At 59.9% G+C, this 16521-nt stretch carries 18 protein-coding genes and 2 pseudogenes; 11 read left to right on the plus strand and 9 right to left on the minus strand.

Going from position 1 to position 16521, the window contains the following annotated elements; genetic code table 11:
- The 4 genes and pseudogenes from E3W21_RS32260 to E3W21_RS04140 all read left to right on the plus strand — a co-directional run.
- Positions 1 to 124: hypothetical protein (locus E3W21_RS32260; protein WP_371927040.1), on the plus strand; the 124-nt coding region annotated here is incomplete at its 5' end.
- A 141-nt stretch (positions 125 to 265) separates the two neighbouring features.
- Positions 266 to 1522, plus strand: coding sequence for a serine hydroxymethyltransferase (gene glyA / locus E3W21_RS04125; protein ID WP_134418545.1), 1257 nt, complete (start codon positions 266 to 268; stop codon positions 1520 to 1522).
- A 208-nt stretch (positions 1523 to 1730) separates the two neighbouring features.
- The gene (gene lipA / locus E3W21_RS04130; protein WP_134418546.1) at positions 1731 to 2747 is read left to right on the plus strand and encodes a lipoyl synthase; all 1017 of its coding nucleotides are present in this window, start codon (positions 1731 to 1733) and stop codon (positions 2745 to 2747) included.
- A gap of 61 nt (positions 2748 to 2808) precedes the next feature.
- A pseudogene (locus E3W21_RS04140) lies at positions 2809 to 3252 on the plus strand (aldehyde dehydrogenase (NADP(+))); the annotation flags it as partial.
- An 81-nt stretch (positions 3253 to 3333) separates the two neighbouring features.
- On the opposite strand, the gene E3W21_RS04145 reads toward E3W21_RS04140, so the two are convergent.
- The 5 genes from E3W21_RS04145 to E3W21_RS04165 form a co-directional block, all read right to left on the minus strand.
- On the minus strand, positions 3334 to 3714 hold the full coding sequence (locus E3W21_RS04145; RefSeq protein ID WP_123369193.1) for a RidA family protein: 381 nt from the start codon (positions 3712 to 3714) through the stop codon (positions 3334 to 3336).
- Positions 3715 to 3835: 121 nt separating this feature from the next.
- Entirely contained in the window at positions 3836 to 4294 is a 459-nt protein-coding gene (locus E3W21_RS04150) for a metallophosphoesterase family protein (RefSeq protein WP_129436697.1), read from the minus strand.
- 33 nt (positions 4295 to 4327) lie between these two features.
- Complete coding sequence (locus tag E3W21_RS04155; RefSeq protein ID WP_129436698.1) at positions 4328 to 4720, minus strand: GFA family protein; 393 nt, start codon at positions 4718 to 4720, stop codon at positions 4328 to 4330.
- 47 nt (positions 4721 to 4767) lie between these two features.
- A complete protein-coding gene (locus E3W21_RS04160) occupies positions 4768 to 5397 on the minus strand; it encodes a hypothetical protein (protein ID WP_134418547.1) in 630 nt (209 codons plus the stop codon).
- Between the two features lies 1 nt (position 5398).
- Entirely contained in the window at positions 5399 to 6169 is a 771-nt protein-coding gene (locus E3W21_RS04165; protein WP_134418548.1) for a DUF2092 domain-containing protein, read from the minus strand.
- Positions 6170 to 6287: 118 nt separating this feature from the next.
- Here E3W21_RS04165 and E3W21_RS04170 point away from each other — a divergent pair, with 118 nt between their 5' ends.
- From E3W21_RS04170 to E3W21_RS04185, 4 genes and pseudogenes are all read left to right on the plus strand, one after another.
- Positions 6288 to 6689 carry a hypothetical protein gene (locus E3W21_RS04170; protein WP_134418549.1) on the plus strand — a complete coding sequence of 134 codons (402 nt, stop codon included), beginning with the start codon at positions 6288 to 6290 and terminating at the stop codon, positions 6687 to 6689.
- Positions 6690 to 6918: 229 nt separating this feature from the next.
- Positions 6919 to 7200, plus strand: a complete 282-nt coding sequence (locus tag E3W21_RS04175) for a DUF3303 domain-containing protein (protein ID WP_134418550.1) — start codon at positions 6919 to 6921, stop codon at positions 7198 to 7200.
- Between the two features lie 76 nt (positions 7201 to 7276).
- A pseudogene (locus E3W21_RS31645) lies at positions 7277 to 7529 on the plus strand (transporter); the annotation flags it as partial.
- Positions 7530 to 7578: 49 nt separating this feature from the next.
- Entirely contained in the window at positions 7579 to 8253 is a 675-nt protein-coding gene (locus E3W21_RS04185) for a DUF3313 domain-containing protein (protein WP_134418551.1), read from the plus strand.
- Positions 8254 to 8371: 118 nt separating this feature from the next.
- Here E3W21_RS04185 and ligD read toward each other — a convergent pair whose 3' ends face one another.
- Genes ligD through E3W21_RS04200 form a run of 3 tightly spaced genes read right to left on the minus strand, consistent with a single transcriptional unit; the run spans position 8372 to position 13351 of the window.
- Positions 8372 to 10963: a DNA ligase D gene (gene ligD / locus E3W21_RS04190; RefSeq protein WP_134418552.1), complete on the minus strand. Its 2592-nt coding sequence runs from the start codon at positions 10961 to 10963 to the stop codon at positions 8372 to 8374.
- Positions 10960 to 11955: a class I SAM-dependent methyltransferase gene (locus E3W21_RS04195; RefSeq protein ID WP_134418553.1), complete on the minus strand. Its 996-nt coding sequence runs from the start codon at positions 11953 to 11955 to the stop codon at positions 10960 to 10962. The genes ligD and E3W21_RS04195 overlap by 4 nt, the downstream gene beginning before the upstream one ends.
- Before the next feature lie 10 nt (positions 11956 to 11965).
- Positions 11966 to 13351, minus strand: a complete 1386-nt coding sequence (locus E3W21_RS04200) for an iron-containing redox enzyme family protein (protein ID WP_134418554.1) — start codon at positions 13349 to 13351, stop codon at positions 11966 to 11968.
- Positions 13352 to 13544: 193 nt separating this feature from the next.
- Here E3W21_RS04200 and E3W21_RS04205 point away from each other — a divergent pair, with 193 nt between their 5' ends.
- Positions 13545 to 13997, plus strand: coding sequence for a cupin domain-containing protein (locus tag E3W21_RS04205; protein ID WP_129436724.1), 453 nt, complete (start codon positions 13545 to 13547; stop codon positions 13995 to 13997).
- Between the two features lie 191 nt (positions 13998 to 14188).
- Here E3W21_RS04205 and E3W21_RS04210 read toward each other — a convergent pair whose 3' ends face one another.
- Positions 14189 to 14929: a tellurite resistance TerB family protein gene (locus E3W21_RS04210; protein WP_134418555.1), complete on the minus strand. Its 741-nt coding sequence runs from the start codon at positions 14927 to 14929 to the stop codon at positions 14189 to 14191.
- Between the two features lie 171 nt (positions 14930 to 15100).
- On the opposite strand from E3W21_RS04210, the gene E3W21_RS04215 reads away from it, so the two are divergent.
- The gene (locus tag E3W21_RS04215) at positions 15101 to 15526 is read left to right on the plus strand and encodes an N-acetyltransferase (protein WP_129436726.1); all 426 of its coding nucleotides are present in this window, start codon (positions 15101 to 15103) and stop codon (positions 15524 to 15526) included.
- 247 nt (positions 15527 to 15773) lie between these two features.
- The gene (pcsA, locus tag E3W21_RS04220; RefSeq protein ID WP_129436727.1) at positions 15774 to 16490 is read left to right on the plus strand and encodes a phosphatidylcholine synthase; all 717 of its coding nucleotides are present in this window, start codon (positions 15774 to 15776) and stop codon (positions 16488 to 16490) included.
- Positions 16491 to 16521 lie beyond the last annotated feature (31 nt).

Consider the following 16521-nt stretch of genomic DNA (forward strand, 5'->3'; position numbering starts at 1 on the left):
TTACCCACTCGAAACCTTGATCGAGGCCAAATACTGGCCGCCCGTCGGTCGCGTCGACAACGTGTTTGGCGATCGCAACCTGATCTGTGCCTGCCCGTCGATAGCGGACTACCAGGACGCTTAAAAACACCGCTTAACCCCTGTAGGAGCTGCCGAAGGCTGCGATCTTTTGATCTGGCTTCTAAAAAATCAAAAGATCGCAGCCTCGTTTCACTCGGCAGCTCCTTGTATGTCTATCCATCCAAGAACAACAGAGGACTCCACCATGTTCAGCAAACACGACCAGATCAAAGGCTACGACGACGCACTGCTGGCGGCGATGAACGCCGAAGACGCACGGCAAGAACACCACATCGAGCTGATCGCTTCGGAAAACTACACCAGCCAACGGGTGATGGAAGCGCAAGGCAGCGGCCTGACCAACAAGTACGCCGAAGGCTATCCGGGCAAGCGCTATTACGGCGGTTGCGAACACGTCGATGTGGTCGAACAACTGGCCATCGACCGCGCCAAACAGCTGTTCGGCGCCGATTACGCCAACGTCCAGCCGCACTCCGGCAGCCAGGCCAACGCCGCGGTCTATCTGGCGTTGCTGCAGGCCGGCGACACCGTGCTGGGCATGAGCCTGGCCCACGGCGGTCACCTGACCCACGGCGCCAAAGTCAGTTTTTCCGGCAAATTGTATAACGCCGTTCAGTACGGCATCGACACCGCGACCGGGCTGATCGATTACGACGAAGTCGAACGCCTGGCCGTCGAGCACCAGCCCAAAATGATCATCGCCGGCTTCTCCGCTTACTCGAAGACCCTGGACTTCCCACGCTTCCGGGCGATTGCCGACAAGGTCGGCGCTTATCTGTTTGTGGACATGGCCCACGTTGCCGGGCTGGTAGCGACAGGTCTGTACCCGAACCCGATTCCCTTTGCCGATGTCGTCACCACCACAACCCACAAAACCCTGCGCGGTCCGCGTGGTGGCCTGATCCTGGCCAAGGCCAATCCGGAATTGGAGAAAAAACTCAACTCAGCGGTGTTCCCCGGCGGCCAGGGTGGCCCGTTGATGCACGTGATCGCCGCCAAGGCTGTGTGCTTCAAAGAAGCGCTGGAGCCCGCCTTCAAGACCTATCAGGCGCAAGTGATCCGCAACGCCCAGGCGATGGCTAAAGTCTTCATCGACCGAGGCTACGACGTCGTGTCGGGCGGTACCGACAACCACCTGTTCCTGGTCAGCCTGATTCGTCAGGGCCTGACCGGCAAAGACGCCGACGCCGCCCTCGGTCGTGCCGGTATCACCGTGAACAAGAACGCCGTGCCGAACGATCCACAATCGCCGTTCGTGACCTCTGGCCTGCGCATCGGCACGCCGGCGATCACCAGCCGTGGTTTCAAGGAAGCCCAGAGCATCGAGCTGGCGGGCTGGATCTGCGACATTCTCGATCACCTCGGCGATGCCGATGTCGAGGCCCACGTCGCCCGGCAAGCCGCTGCAATGTGCAGCGACTTCCCGGTCTACCGCGACTGATCCGCAGCACTTTTTGTAGCAGATGGCGAAGCCTGCGTTCGGCTGCGCAGCAGTCGTGAAATCAGGCAATGCGGTGTTTCAGAAAAACCTCGCACTCAGGTTTTACGACTGCTGCGCAGCCGAACGCAGGCTGCGCCAGCTGCTACAAAGAATGCGTTTTTCTGGCGTCAGCGCGGGGCTCTCCCGCTCGCACAAGAGGAAAAAATACATGAGCGTACTTGTGGAATCGACCGGCAAAAGCCCGGTAAAAATGCAAGTCGGGGTCAAACTGCGCGGTGCAGAAAAGGTCGCGCGAATTCCGGTGAAGATCATCCCGACCGATGAGTTCCCACGCAAACCCGACTGGATTCGCGTGCGCATACCGACCTCCCCCGAGGTCGACCGGATCAAACAGCTGCTGCGCAAACACAAGCTGCACAGCGTCTGTGAAGAAGCCTCCTGCCCGAACCTCGGCGAGTGTTTTTCCGGTGGCACGGCGACCTTCATGATCATGGGTGACATCTGCACCCGCCGTTGCCCGTTCTGCGACGTCGGCCACGGCCGGCCAAAACCGCTGGACGCCGAAGAGCCGATGAACCTCGCCGAGGCCATCGCCGACCTGCGCCTGAAGTACGTGGTGATCACCTCGGTGGACCGCGACGACTTGCGCGACGGCGGCGCCCAGCATTTCGTCGATTGCCTGCGCGAAATCCGCAAGCGGTCGCCGGGCGTGCAGCTGGAAACCCTGGTGCCGGATTACCGTGGCCGGATGGACGTTGCCCTGGCGATCACCGCCACTGAGCCACCCGATGTGTTCAACCATAATCTGGAGACCGTCCCGCGCCTTTACAAAGCCGCGCGGCCGGGTTCGGATTTCGAGTGGTCGCTGGATCTGCTGCAGAAGTTCAAGCGATTGGTCCCGCGAGTACCAACCAAATCCGGCCTGATGCTGGGCCTTGGCGAGACCGACGAGGAAGTCATCGAAGTCATGCAGCGCATGCGTGAGCACGATGTCGATATGCTCACCCTCGGCCAGTACCTGCAACCGTCTCGCAGCCACTTGCCGGTCCAGCGTTTCGTCCACCCGGACGTGTTCGCCTGGTTCGCTGAGGAAGGTACGCGGATGGGCTTCAAGAACGTTGCGTCCGGACCGCTGGTGCGCTCGTCCTACCATGCGGACCAACAAGTTCAGCGGGCAACGAGCACTGTGGATTCCCTCCTTACTGCTGGATTCGATTCCCCTTGAAAGCCTCACGCCGTGCGTTTCGTTCTTCGATGTAGGCGGCGCTCGGCTCGCTGATCTGGTGTTGCATGAAGTCGATGGCCAACGTTTCCTGACCGAGACGGTACTTGCGCAAGAAATATTCGGTCCCTCGGCACTGCTGGTGAACGTCAAGGATGAGGATGAACTGCTCGCCGTCGCTCGCTCGCTCAAGGGGCAGCTCAGCGCTGCCATGCATCTTGATAAGCGCGATATGCCACTGGCTCATCGCTTGCTGCCGGTCGTGGAGCGGCGCACCGGGCGAATCGTTGTCAACGCCTTCGCGCATCCTCAGGAGGTGTCTTTCGCCACCATCCACGGTGGACCGTTTCCGGCAACGTCGGACAGCCGCTTCACCTCGGTTGGCATGACGTCGATTGAACGCTTTTTGCGCCCGGTGTCTTACCAGGGTTTTCCTGATGCCCTATTGCCTGAGTCATTGCGCGAGGTTGATCCCTTGGGGCTGCCTCGCCTCGTAGACGGCCAGTAAAAGCCATCCTTGACGCAGTCTTTGCCAACCCGCCCGGTGGCGCCCGCTCGTTGAGCGGGACCTCCGGACAAGTCCGCGGACTCAGCCCTTGGCCGCCATCGCGGTGACTTCCACGCGCATGCCTTCAACTGCCAGGGAGGCCACGCCAACGGCGGCCCGAACCGGCCAGGGCTTGGCGAAGAAGCGCTGGTAGACCTCGTTGAAGGCGGCGCGGTCAGCCATGTCGGTGAGGTAGATGGTCAGATGCAGAACCCGGTCCATGGAACTGCCGGCGTGCTCCAGCGCTACCTTGAGTGCCTGCAGGGTGCATTCGCTTTGCAGGGCGATGTCGCCCAACTCCAGGCTGCCGTCGGCGCGGGTGGGGATCTGAGTGGAGACCAGCAGGCCGCCGAAACCGGCGACATCCGAGGAGATGGACTGCGGATCGGGGTCGGGGAGGAAGGTGAGGTCGTGGTTTGCCATGGGGATCTCTTGCATGAGGTGGTAAAGGGGCCGTCGAGTATATAGCGGCTGGAAAACTCGGTGTGGAACGCCCAGTTTGGCAAGGCCCTGCTCACAGAAAAATCTACAACCCAGGGAAAGGTCATTCCAGTAGCGAGACCAGACGCGGCTCAATTGAGGTCTCAAGCACCTCAAGCAGAGCCAGCGTCACCGGCAGCTTGAAGCGCCGGCGTCCCGCGCTGCCGGGATTGAGGTAGAGCTGTTCGCCGCGCCATTCTATGCGGGGCTTGTGCGAATGGCCGGTGATCACCAGCTTTATGCCTGCATCAAGCACGGCTGGGACATCGGCACTGTCATGTACCAGAAAGACCTGCCATCCGTTCAGGTCGAAACATAAGCAGTCGGCGAGATTTTCCGCCCAAGGGGCGTCCAGATCGTTGTTCCCGCGGACCACGTGCAGCGGGGCTATTGATGCCAGTTGATCGAGGATTTCGGGGCTGCCGATGTCGCCCGCGTGAATAATCCGTTCACAACCCTGCAGTGCAGCAAGGGCTTCGGCGCGGAGCAAGCCATGGGTATCGGAAATCACGCCCACTTTCATGCAACGCTCCAGACCCGGTTCAAGCATCGGAACCTACTCCTCAAAGCGACCCGTGGCGTCACGATCGCGCTCGTATCGTCTCGTGAGCGGAAACGGCGGCAACCAGGACTCACGACGCACGATCCAGCTTTCGTAGGTTGGCATCAGTTGGTCAGGGGCATCCAGGGACCCCAGGTTCACTTCGATTTCGTCGTCGGTGCGCGCAAAAACGGACGAGCCGCAGCGGGGACAGAAAAACCGTCCTGCGTAGTCACGTGTTTCGCCGTCGATCGTCACCGCACTCTGAGGGAATATCGCGCAAGCATGAAAAAGCGCCCCATGATGCTTGCGGCAATCGAGACAGTGACAAAGGCCGACCCGATACGGGAGTCCCGACGCCTCAATTCGGACGTTGCCGCACAGGCAACCACCCGTGAATCGCTCCATGCTGCGTCTCCTCTAAAATCAAGCGGTCGGAATGTGATCCCCCCGACTCAAGGCGCATTCACCACGACATAAGTCACATCGCTGCCCTGATACTGTGGTTGATACCAGGTTGAACCGCACTGCATGTAAGCCGTGTTGTACTGGATGACTTGCACGCAACTGGGGGGCAATTGCGCTGGCGTGAAGATGGACCCGACCACCGCCGCTGTCACCGCGACCGTTGCGGTGACGGCCGCCGCCGTGGCGATCGGATGGTAGTGATCGTCGTAGCCATAGCGGCCCTGCCCGTCTACGTCGATGTCCACGTCGCGGCTGTTGTCGATGTTGACGTTACGGGTGCTGTTGTTGATGTTGGTTCGGTTGCCGACCGTGTTTCCGGTATTGGCCCGATTTCCAGAGTTGACGGTGTTACCGGCATTCGCCCGATTTCCAGAGTTGACTGTGTTGCCGGTGTTGACCCGATTGCCCGCGTTGACGTTGGTAGCGCGTTGAGCGGTATTGCCGGTGTTGACGCGCTGAGCCCTTTGAGCACTGGGCGGCGGCGCATGATTGACCGATGCCCTAGCGTGCCCTTGGGCGCGCTGGGGTCGGGCATCCACATAAGTGACCAGGCTCAGCGTCAGTACCGAGGTGGTTACGAGCGATAACAACAGGCTCCACGACATCGTCCTGTTCATGTCATGCCCCTCCCTGATCACTGGCTTTCTTCAAAGGAATCGCCACATCGCCCTTGCGCGGTGCGAAGGTGAAGATCGAGTCCTTGATGCCCGGTTTCAGGTTCCAGCGATACACCGCGCTGTATTCCGGAGAACCCGGTTCATCGGTGGTAGTGATCACCAGTTTGCACGGCAGTGGCTTGTCGGATCGAGTGATCCACAACTGCCAGTCAACGCCCTCCTGCCGAAAGGCCAGGTGATCACACAGTTGCCCCTTGATCGTCGACGGACCGACGTACAGCGCCGCTTTCAGTGCATCGATCTGCGCCTGATCGCTGCCAAACAGAAACAGGTCCTCCATGGGCACCTGAATCCCATAATGATTTTCTATCATGTGCAGCGTATCGGAGATTTTAGGCGGTGCATCCACGGTGGTGTCGTACTTGAGAAGCGGAGAATACTGGGTCAGTTTTTTGCCGTTGTAGAAGAACTCTCGCGTTCGAACATCGCCTTCCGTTTTGGCATACATCCGATCGCGACCCACCACTTTCAAGACAGTCGAGGCTTCGGTCTTGATCTTCTGGCCAGACTCCAGAACGGTATCCCGGGACACTTCGGCGTCGACCTGAAACGTCGGCAGACTGCGTAGGTAGGTGCCCATATCGATGAGTTTATCGACCACTTGCGGGTTGATCGTCGGGGTGGCGTCCGGTGTTGGCGGATCGTCGGCACGAGCGCCCGGGGCCAGCGCAAGGGTGAACAACAGGCAGAAAACACTCGCGTTGGCTTTCATTGATCCCGCTCCTTGGCCTGTGCACGACTCTTAAGCCTAGTCCCGGCGTGACCCGTTCGCCAGAAGGGCAAGAAACCCTATGGGCAAACCCGATTGGAGCACTCTATGATTGAACCCCATGACCACCACGCCTCCAATCCGCCAACCCTGCCCGCCCGGCGCCTGCGACTGCGGGCGTGACCCGCTGCTGGAAACACCGGGGGCGGACGTGCGCATCCTGTTTCTGACCCGTTCGGAAGAAAAGCGCCTGGTCGAACGCCTGGAAAACCTCCAGAGCCTGAGTGATCTGGAACGCCTGCAACAGCGAATGTACGAACAGTTGGGCATCCGCGTGGACATCGTCCCCAGTTTCAACGAAGTACGCACCATGCGCGGTATCGGTATTAACCTCGGCGAACAACCGGGGCTATGCCGCAAAACCCGTCAGTCGATCCCGGCCGCGATTCGTCGCGCACTGGAGAAGCACCCGGAGATTGCCTACGAGCTGCTCAACGCCAACGACCTGTTGCGCGATGCGTGAAATCAGCCCCATGAACCTCGTCCTCGAAGCACCTGCAAAATTCGTTGCCATGCAACGAAACAGGATCAGCGGTCATACGCAGAGGCTGGCCCGCTGCTATGCCTTCTCATGGGAGCAATGGTTTCAAGCCAGTCAGGGATGAATCTGGACACTCAAGCGTGACCGTGGTCCCGGCACCCGCCAGGTGCGCGAAGAGCAACAGGTGCCAATCCGTAGCAGGAGGTGGCAAATGTTATTCATAGTCAGTTGGTCTATCAGTTCGGCAAATCGTAACAGCGCGATCGAGCGTTTCCTCAAGACCGGGGGGGCTCCACCCGTTGGCGTCAAGATGCTGGGACGCTGGCACGCCGTCGGTGGTGCATCCGGTTTTGGCGTGGCAGAGGCCAGTGATCCGGCAGCCATTCAGAAGTGGGTGCTGGAATGGAGCGACCTCATGACCATGGAGGTCCAGGCGGCACTGACCGATGAACAGATAGCGCCGCTGCTGGCGGGCGCTGTCGGCAAGCAATAGTCGTTGGGGCGGCGAGCCGGGCTCGCCGCCTCATGCCTGCGTATCAAGCCTGCCCTTTCAGCGCTTCCAGTACTCTGTGGTGTACGACAGCAGCGCCGTTTCGGACGCAAACCGAACTTTTACCGCTCCCATGGGCGAATTCTGGCGCATTGCGGCCGGCCACCTATGCTCTGAACAAGGTCACCGACATCAATGTCAGCTGGGCCATGGTCTGGCTCGGCGACATGCCGGTGGATTTGACCAAATCCGCGTCAGGTACTCGACCCCCGGGTCAGTTCGACAATGCCTGGATTCAAGCCGTGACCGGAAACATGACCTGGCGATTCTGATGCCCTGCTACTGAAAAAAAACGACTTAATCCATGGAGCACACACCACTATGAACTTGTCCCGAAAACTGTTTATTGGCGCTGCGCTGGCCAGCCTGCTGCTCGGCGGTTGCACCTCGAAAGTCACCGAGCGTGAGCAGTATTCCGGCTTCCTGTCCAACTACAACAACTTGCAGCAGGTCACCACCACCAGCGGCGAAACAGCCATGCGCTGGGTGAGCCCGTCCTGGAATCCAGATGCCTATAACACCGTGGTTTTCAATAAGCTGGAGCTCTACCCGGCGCCCAAGCCCACTGAGCGGGTTAACCAGCAAACCCTGGACGAGTTGCAGAACTACATGACCAGTAAGGCCAAAGGTGTGCTGGGTCAGAAATATCGGGTGGTATCGAGCGAAAAATCAGCGCCGAAGGGTTCAAAAACCTTGATCATGCGCGCGGCGATCACCGGGGTGAGTGCCGAAAACGAAGGCATGAAGTGGTATGAAGTGGTGCCGGTTGCCGCCGTCGTGGGGGGTGTTTCCGCTGCCAGTGGCCATCGCGATCAGGACACCACACTGTTTATCGAGGCCGAGTTTATCGACGCCAGCAACAACCAGACCGTGGCCAAAGTGGTGCGCAAAGTCTTTGGCAGCACCCTGTCAAACGCCAGCCAGAAGATCACCACCAAGGATTTCAAAGTGGCGATCGACAAACTGACCAGTGACCTACAAGCATTCATCAAGTAGCCCCCCGTAGGAGCTGCCGCAGGCTGCGATCTTTTGATCTTGATTTTGTCGGTGTAACAACCGCCGCCAAGATCGCAGGCTTCGCCAGCTCCTACACCGATCGTGTTCATCCCAACCGCTATTTTTTCATCCCTACCCGTCGCCGCATCTCGGCGGTGATCGACTGCCGGGTTTTCTTCAAATCCTTCCAGGGTTCATCACCGACCTCGGCCAGGCGTTCATGCACAGTGTGCACGTTCCACTGATTGCCACCCTTGAGCTCGCCCACCTCTTCGCGAAAGATCGGCACCGACACCGGCAGCCCTTCGCGGGTGCGCACGGCGTAGGCGCAGATGGTCGTGGCGCCCAGACCGTTGCGCAGGTAATCGATGAAGATCCGCCCTACCCGGTTCTTCGGGCCCGACACGGCGGAAAAACGCTCCGGCAGCAACTTGGCCATGTGGCTGACGATCGCGTGGCTGAAGTCTTTCACCTCATCCCAACCCAGCTTGCAAGTCAGTGGCACCACCAGGTGAATCCCTTTGCCGCCGCTGGTCTTGAGGAACGCCTTGAGCCCCAGTTCATCGAGTACCGAGAGGGTCAGCTGGGTGGCCTCGACCATGCTTTTCCAGGGCAGTGCCGGGTCCGGGTCGAGGTCGAGGACGAAGCGGTCGGGTTTGTCGAGGTTGTCCGAGGTGGCGTTCCAGGTGTGCAGCTCGACGGTGCTCATTTGCACGGCGCCGATCAGGGCTTCGGCGTTGTTGATGATCATCACCGGTTGGCCGGTGAGTGCCTTGTCCAGGGTGGTGATCCCCGGAATGGCCAGGCGCTCGGCGTTCTTCTGGAAAAACAGTTCGCCGTTGATGCCGTCCGGCGCGCGCACCAGCGCCACGGGGCGGTCCTTGAGCTCGGGCAAAATCCATTCGGCGACGCTGGCGTAATACTCCGCCAGTTGCACTTTGGTGGTGCCGCTGCTGGCGTCGATGACCCGGTCCGGGTGAGTGATGCGGACCTTGCCCTCGCCCAGGCCGATTTGTGAGGGCGCGGGCGCGGCTTTCTTTTTGGCAGGGGTGGAAGGTTTTTCGGCAGTGGTTTTTTTCGCGGCTGAAGTCTTCACGGCTTTCGGACGCTCCTCGGTAATGTCTTCGGCAGGTTTGTCGTCACGCAGGCCATGGAACACTGCATGACGGACTGAACCTTCCTTGGTCATTTCGGCAAAAGCGACCTCTGCCAGCAGCGTGGGCTTGAGCCAGTGCACACCCTTGGCGTCAAAACCGCTCGGTGGATTGACCACCGAAATCTTCTTGGTTTGCAGCGGTTTCAGCTGCTCGTAGATGCGCTTGAGCGTCGTCTCGTTGAACCCGGTGCCGACTTTGCCCGCGTAACGCAACTCACCGCTGTCGCGGTCATGCAACCCCAGCAGCAGCGCGCCGAAGGCATTGCGCGAGCCTTTCGGGTCGGTGAAGCCGACGACCACAAATTCCTGCCGATGCTTGCACTTTAGCTTGATCCAGTCGCTGCTGCGCCGCGACACGTAAGGCGAACCCAGACGCTTGCCGATCAGCCCTTCCATCTGCATTTGGCAGGCGCTGTTGAGCAGGGCTTCCGGTTCTTCGCTAAAGGCATCGGAGAAGCGCAGTAGCGGGTCTTTGTTGGGGTTTAGCACGGTCGACAGCGCAACCCTTCGCTCCTCGACCGGTACCTCGCGCAGGTCCACGCCGTTGAGGTAAGGCATGTCGAACAGGTAGTAGACGATGTTGCCGCTACGGCCCGAGTCGAAGGCGTTTTGCAAGGCCTGAAAGTCCGGCACGCCCTGCTCGTCGGCGACCACCATTTCCCCGTCGAGCCAGGCCGATTCGAGGCCTAGCGCCGCCAACGCCTCGGCTTGTCTGGGCAGTTTGTGGGTCCAGTCGTGGCCGTTGCGGGTGAACAGTTTGACTTCGTCGTGGTCGATGCGCGCCATGATCCGATAGCCATCGAACTTGATCTCATAGCTCCACTCGCCGCCCGGGGCTTTTTCGACCAGCTTCGCCAGTTCCGGTTTGAGCAGTTCCGGCAATTTGGCTTTTCGGGCGCCCGTCAATGGCGCCGATTTTTCCTTGCGCGCCGGGGTAGCGGTTTTTTTGACCGGTTTGGGTTTGGCAGCGGTCTTCGGCTTTTTGGCAACGATGGTCCGGTCACTGAGCACGCTGTCGGGCTCGGCGGCGACCACGTCGTAATCGCTTTCGGGTTTGGCCGCGCCGTCCTGATGCTTGATCAAAAACCATTGCTCCTGCTTGCCCGGCATGTGCGTGCGCACCAGGTTCCACAGGCCGCCGAGCTTCTCGCCCTTTAGCTCGAATTTGAGCTTGCCCTTGGCGTACGCCTTGGCCGGGTCGTCCTGAGGAATCCACACCCCCCGGTCCCAGACAATCACGTCGCCGGCGCCGTAATGCCCTTCGGGAATGCTGCCCTCGAAGGTGGCGTAATCAATCGGATGGTCTTCGACGTGCACCGCCAGGCGCTTGACCTTGGGGTCCAGTGACGGACCTTTGGGCACCGCCCAACTTTTCAGTGCGCCATCGAGCTCCAGGCGAAAGTCGTAATGCAGCCGTGAGGCGTCGTGCTTCTGGATGCAGAACTGTAACGCATGATCTTTCACGGTTTTTTTGCCCGAACGTTTGCCGGCAACCGGTTCAGAGGTCGCCGAGAAATCGCGCATGCGATTGTAATCGTCCAGGCTCCTGGTCATGGCGCACCGACTGACGACGTAACGGTGCCCCCGATGCCCGAACCGATACGCGTGACAATCAGGGCTACGACGGCAATGCGTTCCACCCGCTGATAGCCAGGGGTCATCAGTTCTTCACCGAACACATCGGGGTCGAGTTCGTGGTAGGTCCAGCCGAACATCGGCGATTCCAGACGCGGTGTCACCGCATCCAGAAACGGGTCGACGCCATCGATCATCGCCACCCCGGTGTACAGCACCAAGGAGCCACCGGGGGCCAACCGATACAAGGCTTGCTCGACAATGCGCAACGACAATTGCGCGCCAAGCGCGCCGCCGCCATGCCGGTAAGCACGCTCGGCCGGGTCGGCCATGTAGGGCGGATTGGCGACGATCAGGTCGAAGTGGCCGTCGACGTCTTGCAGCACATCGCTGGCCTCGATGCTGACGTTAGCCAACTCGGCAAGCGCGACGTTGACTGCCGTCATGCGTAACGCCAAAGGGTTGATGTCCACGGCCAGCACTTCGGCCTCACGGCGTGCGCGGGCAATAACAATCGCTCCGACACCAGCGCCGCAACCAATGTCCACGGCGCGCCTGATCGGCGCGAAGCTCTGTTGCAGATGAGCGTGAATCAGTTGTGCAAAACGATAAGTGTCGGGACCGAAGAACACCGCGTCAGCGGCATCAGTGGGGTAACCCGAGTGCACGAACAACAGGTCATCGAGGCTTGACCAGCGCACATGACTTTTCAGTCGACCATTGCATTCCTCGAGGACGCCAGCCTGTTGCAACTGCCGCTGCTCATCCACCGACAACAGACCCGGCTCAAACGGCCGCGACCAGCCGAACACTTCGCGCAGGGTCCGGGCGCTTTGCCCAAAGGAGCGATCATTGACCCGCTGATGGGTTAGCGGCGTTGGCGTGATGAAACGATAACCGTCGGCCTGCAAGCGGCGCCCCAGTTGCAGCAGGGCCAGATCGGCGGCGCTAAGGTGTTCTTCCTGATTCATGAAGGGCTCCCTATCGAAAACCGGATTTGAGTTCGATGAACCGTCGCGTGGCCATCAGGCCAGCGGGGTGGGCGTGCCGATGCGCAGACAACCACGGAATCAAGACTTGCATTTGCTCGTCGGCGGCAAGCCCTTTAAGTGTAGCGTGCAGGCTTTGGACATCCGGGTCATTGACGGGTACTGGCTGTTCGGTCGCGGCACTGCTACCGCGTCGAACCGCTGCCGGCGCTCGCGCAGGTCGCCAGTCCCCGGCAATCCAGTCGTGCAGCAGCTGTTTTTCGTAGGGGCTGAACACCCCGAACATGGCCGCGCCGTCGCCATCGATCAATTGCCAGAAACGGCTGGCTTGCGGGTCCTGGTGGCGCTTGATCCAGCCCTTGTTTTCCATGGCGATGAGGAAGCCTGGCAACTGCTCCGGCGTCGACAACCATTGATTGACGGTCTTGCCTTCAAACCGGCAGTAGTCGGAATGCATGTGCTGACCAAACGGGCGCTTGCGTTCAAGCATGTTGAGCAACTCGCCGTACAGGTCGAACGACTCGATGATCGCGCGACTGCCCTGCCCCAGATCGTTGAGCCGATAACCCAGCGCAACCCTGCGCAGAAAGTCTTCACGGTCGCCTTCCACCGGCAACAATTGCAGCACCGACTGCACGGCCTTTTGCGCGTGGCCGGTGCTGGCATTGTCGATGGTCACGTGCAGGGTGAAGTAATACGGATCGATGCCCAGTTCGCTGAGTTCATAGGCGCTGATCAGCAAATGCAGCGGCAGTTGTTCATAACCGAGGTTGTAGCCGATCACTTCCGGCAAAAAATCGTCGCTGCAATAACCCAGCGCCAATTGCACCGCGCCTTGCAGGTAACGCTCGTCCGGGATGAACGCGTTGTCCAGCAAGCCATGTTCGGCGAGCAGTTTGCGGTAGATCACCACATGATTTTGCGCCGGGTTGCCGTCGCCCAGCTCTTCCAGATAGGTGCAAATCAGCCCTTCGAAACGCGGGTTATGCCAGTGCCGCAGCAGGCCATACAGCCATGCGCCGTCCACCAGTTTGGTCGGGGCAACGGCTTGCAGGAAAAACAATGCGTGTGCCTTGTTGGTGAAGAACTGACGCGGCCCGCCGTCCTTGCGCTGTTGCAGGTAATCGGCGTATTGACGAGCCACTTCGGCGCAGTGATGTTCGACAAAGGTTGGCAGTGCCGACAGGTCGTGCGGCATGTCCTCGGGCAGGTCCTTTGCGTGCGCAAGTTGAGCCTCGAGGAAGGTTTTGCCGAGTGCGCGCTGGTGTTCGATATCGTCGCTCAGCAATAACTGTTCGTAGATACGTTTCAGGCTGCCGGCGGTCGGGATCGAGCGTTCGTGGGTCGGCTGGGATTCAAGTCGTGTCAGGGCAGTCATGGGGTCGTCTCTCGGTCTGAGGCCAATGGCAGGACGCTGAATCAGCACGTCTCTACATCAGCAGAGCGACACGCCCGGAAAATAATTCAATCGGCGTTGAAATTGCTCGGACAGACGGGCAGCGCCGCAGCACCCGGCGCCAAATCAAGTGAATATACTCAGCGGGTGTGGACTCATCCTTCGGAGAGCAATCATGCGAACGGTTCATGTCATCGAGCCCGAAAAAACCCCCGACCCGGTCAATGTCGTGGGTGAGGCCATCACCATTCTCGCGGGCGGGGATCTGACCAAGCCCTTTGAAATGCATATCCAGGAAGGCGTGCAAGGCGGCGGGCCGCCTCCGCACTTTCACCCTTGGGACGAAGCGTTCTACGTCATCGACGGGCAGGTGGAAGTGACAGTTGCGGGCAAGGCCACCACCGTTTTCCCCGGGGGTTATGTGCATATTCCTGCTGGGACTGTTCATGCTTACAAGAACATCAGCGCGACGGCAAAGATGATTGGTGTGGTCTCTGATCCGCTCGGTGGTCAGTTCTTTGCCGCGATGGATCAGCTCAAAGTGCCGCAGGATTTGCCGCGGATACTGGAGATCGCCGAGAGTTTCGGGGTTACGTTTCTGGTGCCAAAAGCCCCCATGACCTCGTAGGCGTTGCAACCAGCATCACCGCGTCATCGTTCTTCGCGAGCAAGTCGAATCGTCGCACCGCCGCTCCCACACTGGATCTGTATTGAACACAAAAAATGCATTCACTGAAGATCTAATGTGGGAGCGGCGGTGCGACGATTCGACTTGCACGCGAAGGCAACCTGACAGCCAACTTTTTTTGTGGATGAACCTCAAACAGTGCCACCTCTGGCCTGCTGCTCCAGATGCACTTGCAGCTCCGGATCGATACTCAGCGCCGCAGCCAGTTCATCCAGATAGCTACGTTCGGCGTCCTGCTGATCGTCCACCAACATCACACTGGCCAGGTACATCTCCGCCGCCATGCCGGAATCCGTGGCCGACTGCGCCACATCGGCGGCGTCCAGCGGCCGCGCGACTTCGTCATCCAGCCATTGCTGGAGCTCTGGGTCGTCGGTGTGGCGGCCGATTTCGGTGCTGATCATCTGCTTCTCGGCATCATCAATCCGGCCATCGGCCTTCGCCGCCGCAATCAATGCACGAAGAATCGCATGGCTGTGGTCCTCGACTTCCGGGCCGGACAACAGGTCGACAGTGCGCGGTGCCTGTTGCGGCGCCGAGGCCTGGCTGCGTTGCCAGGCTTGATAGGCCTGGAATGCCATCATTCCGAGCGAAGCCAGCGCCGCGTAATTGGTGCCGCCACCCGACCGAGTCTGGGTCGACCGGGTCTGGGGCGAACCGCCCATCGCGGAGCCACCGCCCAGCAGACCACCGAGCAAACCACCCAGGCCACCGCCCCCGGCGCTTGAACCGGCACCACCGCCCAACAGGCCGCCGAGCAATCCACCGAGACCGCCGAGACCACCTTGGGCCGACGCGCCACCGCCACCCTGTTGCGACGTTGAGCCCTGGCCGGCCCTTAGTAATTGTTCGAGCAAATCGCTGGTGTTCATGACGATGTCCTCATCGGTTGGAGTGACCCAGTCAGGCAACGATAGTCCTCGCCGGCAATTGCGCCACCACCGTTTGGCTGACATGAAACCCTTATTGCCCTTGACCCTGATGCCCCTCGGCTGCGAGTGTTCTACCCTTGCAAACCCGATGCCCACAGGATCAACGAACACATGGACCGCCACCTGATTGTCGTCAGCGACGTCATCGAACCTGAAGTCGAGCACGTACTCAGCGCCGGGCTGAGTGCCTTCAATGATCAGACGACCGGCATAAACGACCGCCAGTCGCTGGCAGTAACGGTCCGCGATCCGGATACCCATCAGGTGCTGGGCGGTATTACCGGGCGTACGTCGCTCGGTCTGCTGTTTCTCGATCTTTTCTACTTGCCCGAGTCACTGCGCGGCTCCGGGCTCGGTTCTCGACTGCTTAAAGCGTACGAGGACGAAGGCCGTCGTCGTGGTTGCCGCTCGGCGGTGCTCTATACCCTCAGTTTCCAGGCCCCGCAGTTCTATGAAAAACACGGCTGGCAGCGCTTCGGCGAAGTGCCTTGCGACCCGCCAGGCACGAGTCGGGTGTTCATGAGCAAGGCGCTGTGAATGAGCCTGTCTGCAGCCGATCAATCCGCCGGTCACTGCGTTTGAGTAAAACGTATCGCCCTGCGCCGATGTTTCATTTAATACCCCAGATTTATCCGGGGTATTTTTTTGCCGCCCAGCTAAGATTTACAGATGGTGAACCTTATCCCCGGATACCCGGTCGATACATGCAACCTGACTTGGTTTGCCGACACCCCCGATTGAAGGGGTGATAACAGGCTTGCTTCACTTTCTGGAGAACGCCCCCGTGATATCGACCCTACACATCGCCAGGCTCAAAGCATGGGGCGCCCATGGTTTTACCGCCACCGGCGTGGTCACTGCCTTCCTCGCGACCCTCGCCCTGCTGGAAAACCAGGCCACAAACTGCCTGCTGTGGCTGGGCGTCGCCCTGATCGTCGATGGACTGGATGGTGCGTTGGCACGCAAGGTCAATGTCCAGTCGGTACTGCCAAGTTTCGATGGCTCGATCCTCGATCTGGTCATCGACTACCTGACGTACGTGTTTATCCCCGCGCTGTTCATTTATCGTTACATCCCCTTGCCGGACTACACGCTGCTGCTGTCCGTGTCGCTGATTCTGGTCTCGTCGCTGTTTTGCTTCTGCAACGTCAACATGAAGAGCAAGGACAACTACTTCCAGGGCTTTCCCGCCGCCTGGAACGTGGTCGCCCTGTGCCTGTACATCATCGCCCCGTCGCCGTGGATCACCTTTCTCACCATCATCGGCCTGGCGCTGTTGACCGTGACCCGGATGAAGTTCCTCCACCCGTTCCGCGTGCGCAAGTTCATGCCGATCAACATCGCGGTAACGGCCATCTGGCTGCTGTGCAGCTTGTCGCTGGTGGTCAACCATCCGGTGATCAACCCGCTGGTGATGGGGCTTTGGCTGCTGATGTCGGCTTACTTCCTGGGGATCTGCATCTGGCGCACGGCGCTGGAGTGGTTCGAAAGCTCGCGGTGATGAAGGACCCCAGAGCGTGGCCGATTTCTCC

The sequence above is a fragment of the Pseudomonas sp. F01002 genome (assembly GCF_004402115.1).
Classification (GTDB): domain Bacteria; phylum Pseudomonadota; class Gammaproteobacteria; order Pseudomonadales; family Pseudomonadaceae; genus Aquipseudomonas; species Aquipseudomonas frigoris.

What these genes read in the sequence shown, in the direction of transcription:
- glyA (WP_134418545.1), top strand. Translation starts at nt 266, where the DNA reads ATGTTCAGCAAACACGACCAGATCAAAGGCTACGACGACGCACTGCTG.
- lipA (WP_134418546.1), top strand. Translation starts at nt 1,731, where the DNA reads ATGAGCGTACTTGTGGAATCGACCGGCAAAAGCCCGGTAAAAATGCAA.
- E3W21_RS04145 (WP_123369193.1), bottom strand. Translation starts at nt 3,714, where the DNA reads ATGGCAAACCACGACCTCACCTTCCTCCCCGACCCCGATCCGCAGTCC.
- E3W21_RS04150 (WP_129436697.1), bottom strand. Translation starts at nt 4,294, where the DNA reads ATGAAAGTGGGCGTGATTTCCGATACCCATGGCTTGCTCCGCGCCGAA.
- E3W21_RS04155 (WP_129436698.1), bottom strand. Translation starts at nt 4,720, where the DNA reads ATGGAGCGATTCACGGGTGGTTGCCTGTGCGGCAACGTCCGAATTGAG.
- E3W21_RS04160 (WP_134418547.1), bottom strand. Translation starts at nt 5,397, where the DNA reads ATGAACAGGACGATGTCGTGGAGCCTGTTGTTATCGCTCGTAACCACC.
- E3W21_RS04165 (WP_134418548.1), bottom strand. Translation starts at nt 6,169, where the DNA reads ATGAAAGCCAACGCGAGTGTTTTCTGCCTGTTGTTCACCCTTGCGCTG.
- E3W21_RS04170 (WP_134418549.1), top strand. Translation starts at nt 6,288, where the DNA reads ATGACCACCACGCCTCCAATCCGCCAACCCTGCCCGCCCGGCGCCTGC.
- E3W21_RS04175 (WP_134418550.1), top strand. Translation starts at nt 6,919, where the DNA reads ATGTTATTCATAGTCAGTTGGTCTATCAGTTCGGCAAATCGTAACAGC.
- E3W21_RS04185 (WP_134418551.1), top strand. Translation starts at nt 7,579, where the DNA reads ATGAACTTGTCCCGAAAACTGTTTATTGGCGCTGCGCTGGCCAGCCTG.
- ligD (WP_134418552.1), bottom strand. Translation starts at nt 10,963, where the DNA reads ATGACCAGGAGCCTGGACGATTACAATCGCATGCGCGATTTCTCGGCG.
- E3W21_RS04195 (WP_134418553.1), bottom strand. Translation starts at nt 11,955, where the DNA reads ATGAATCAGGAAGAACACCTTAGCGCCGCCGATCTGGCCCTGCTGCAA.
- E3W21_RS04200 (WP_134418554.1), bottom strand. Translation starts at nt 13,351, where the DNA reads ATGACTGCCCTGACACGACTTGAATCCCAGCCGACCCACGAACGCTCG.
- E3W21_RS04205 (WP_129436724.1), top strand. Translation starts at nt 13,545, where the DNA reads ATGCGAACGGTTCATGTCATCGAGCCCGAAAAAACCCCCGACCCGGTC.
- E3W21_RS04210 (WP_134418555.1), bottom strand. Translation starts at nt 14,929, where the DNA reads ATGAACACCAGCGATTTGCTCGAACAATTACTAAGGGCCGGCCAGGGC.
- E3W21_RS04215 (WP_129436726.1), top strand. Translation starts at nt 15,101, where the DNA reads ATGGACCGCCACCTGATTGTCGTCAGCGACGTCATCGAACCTGAAGTC.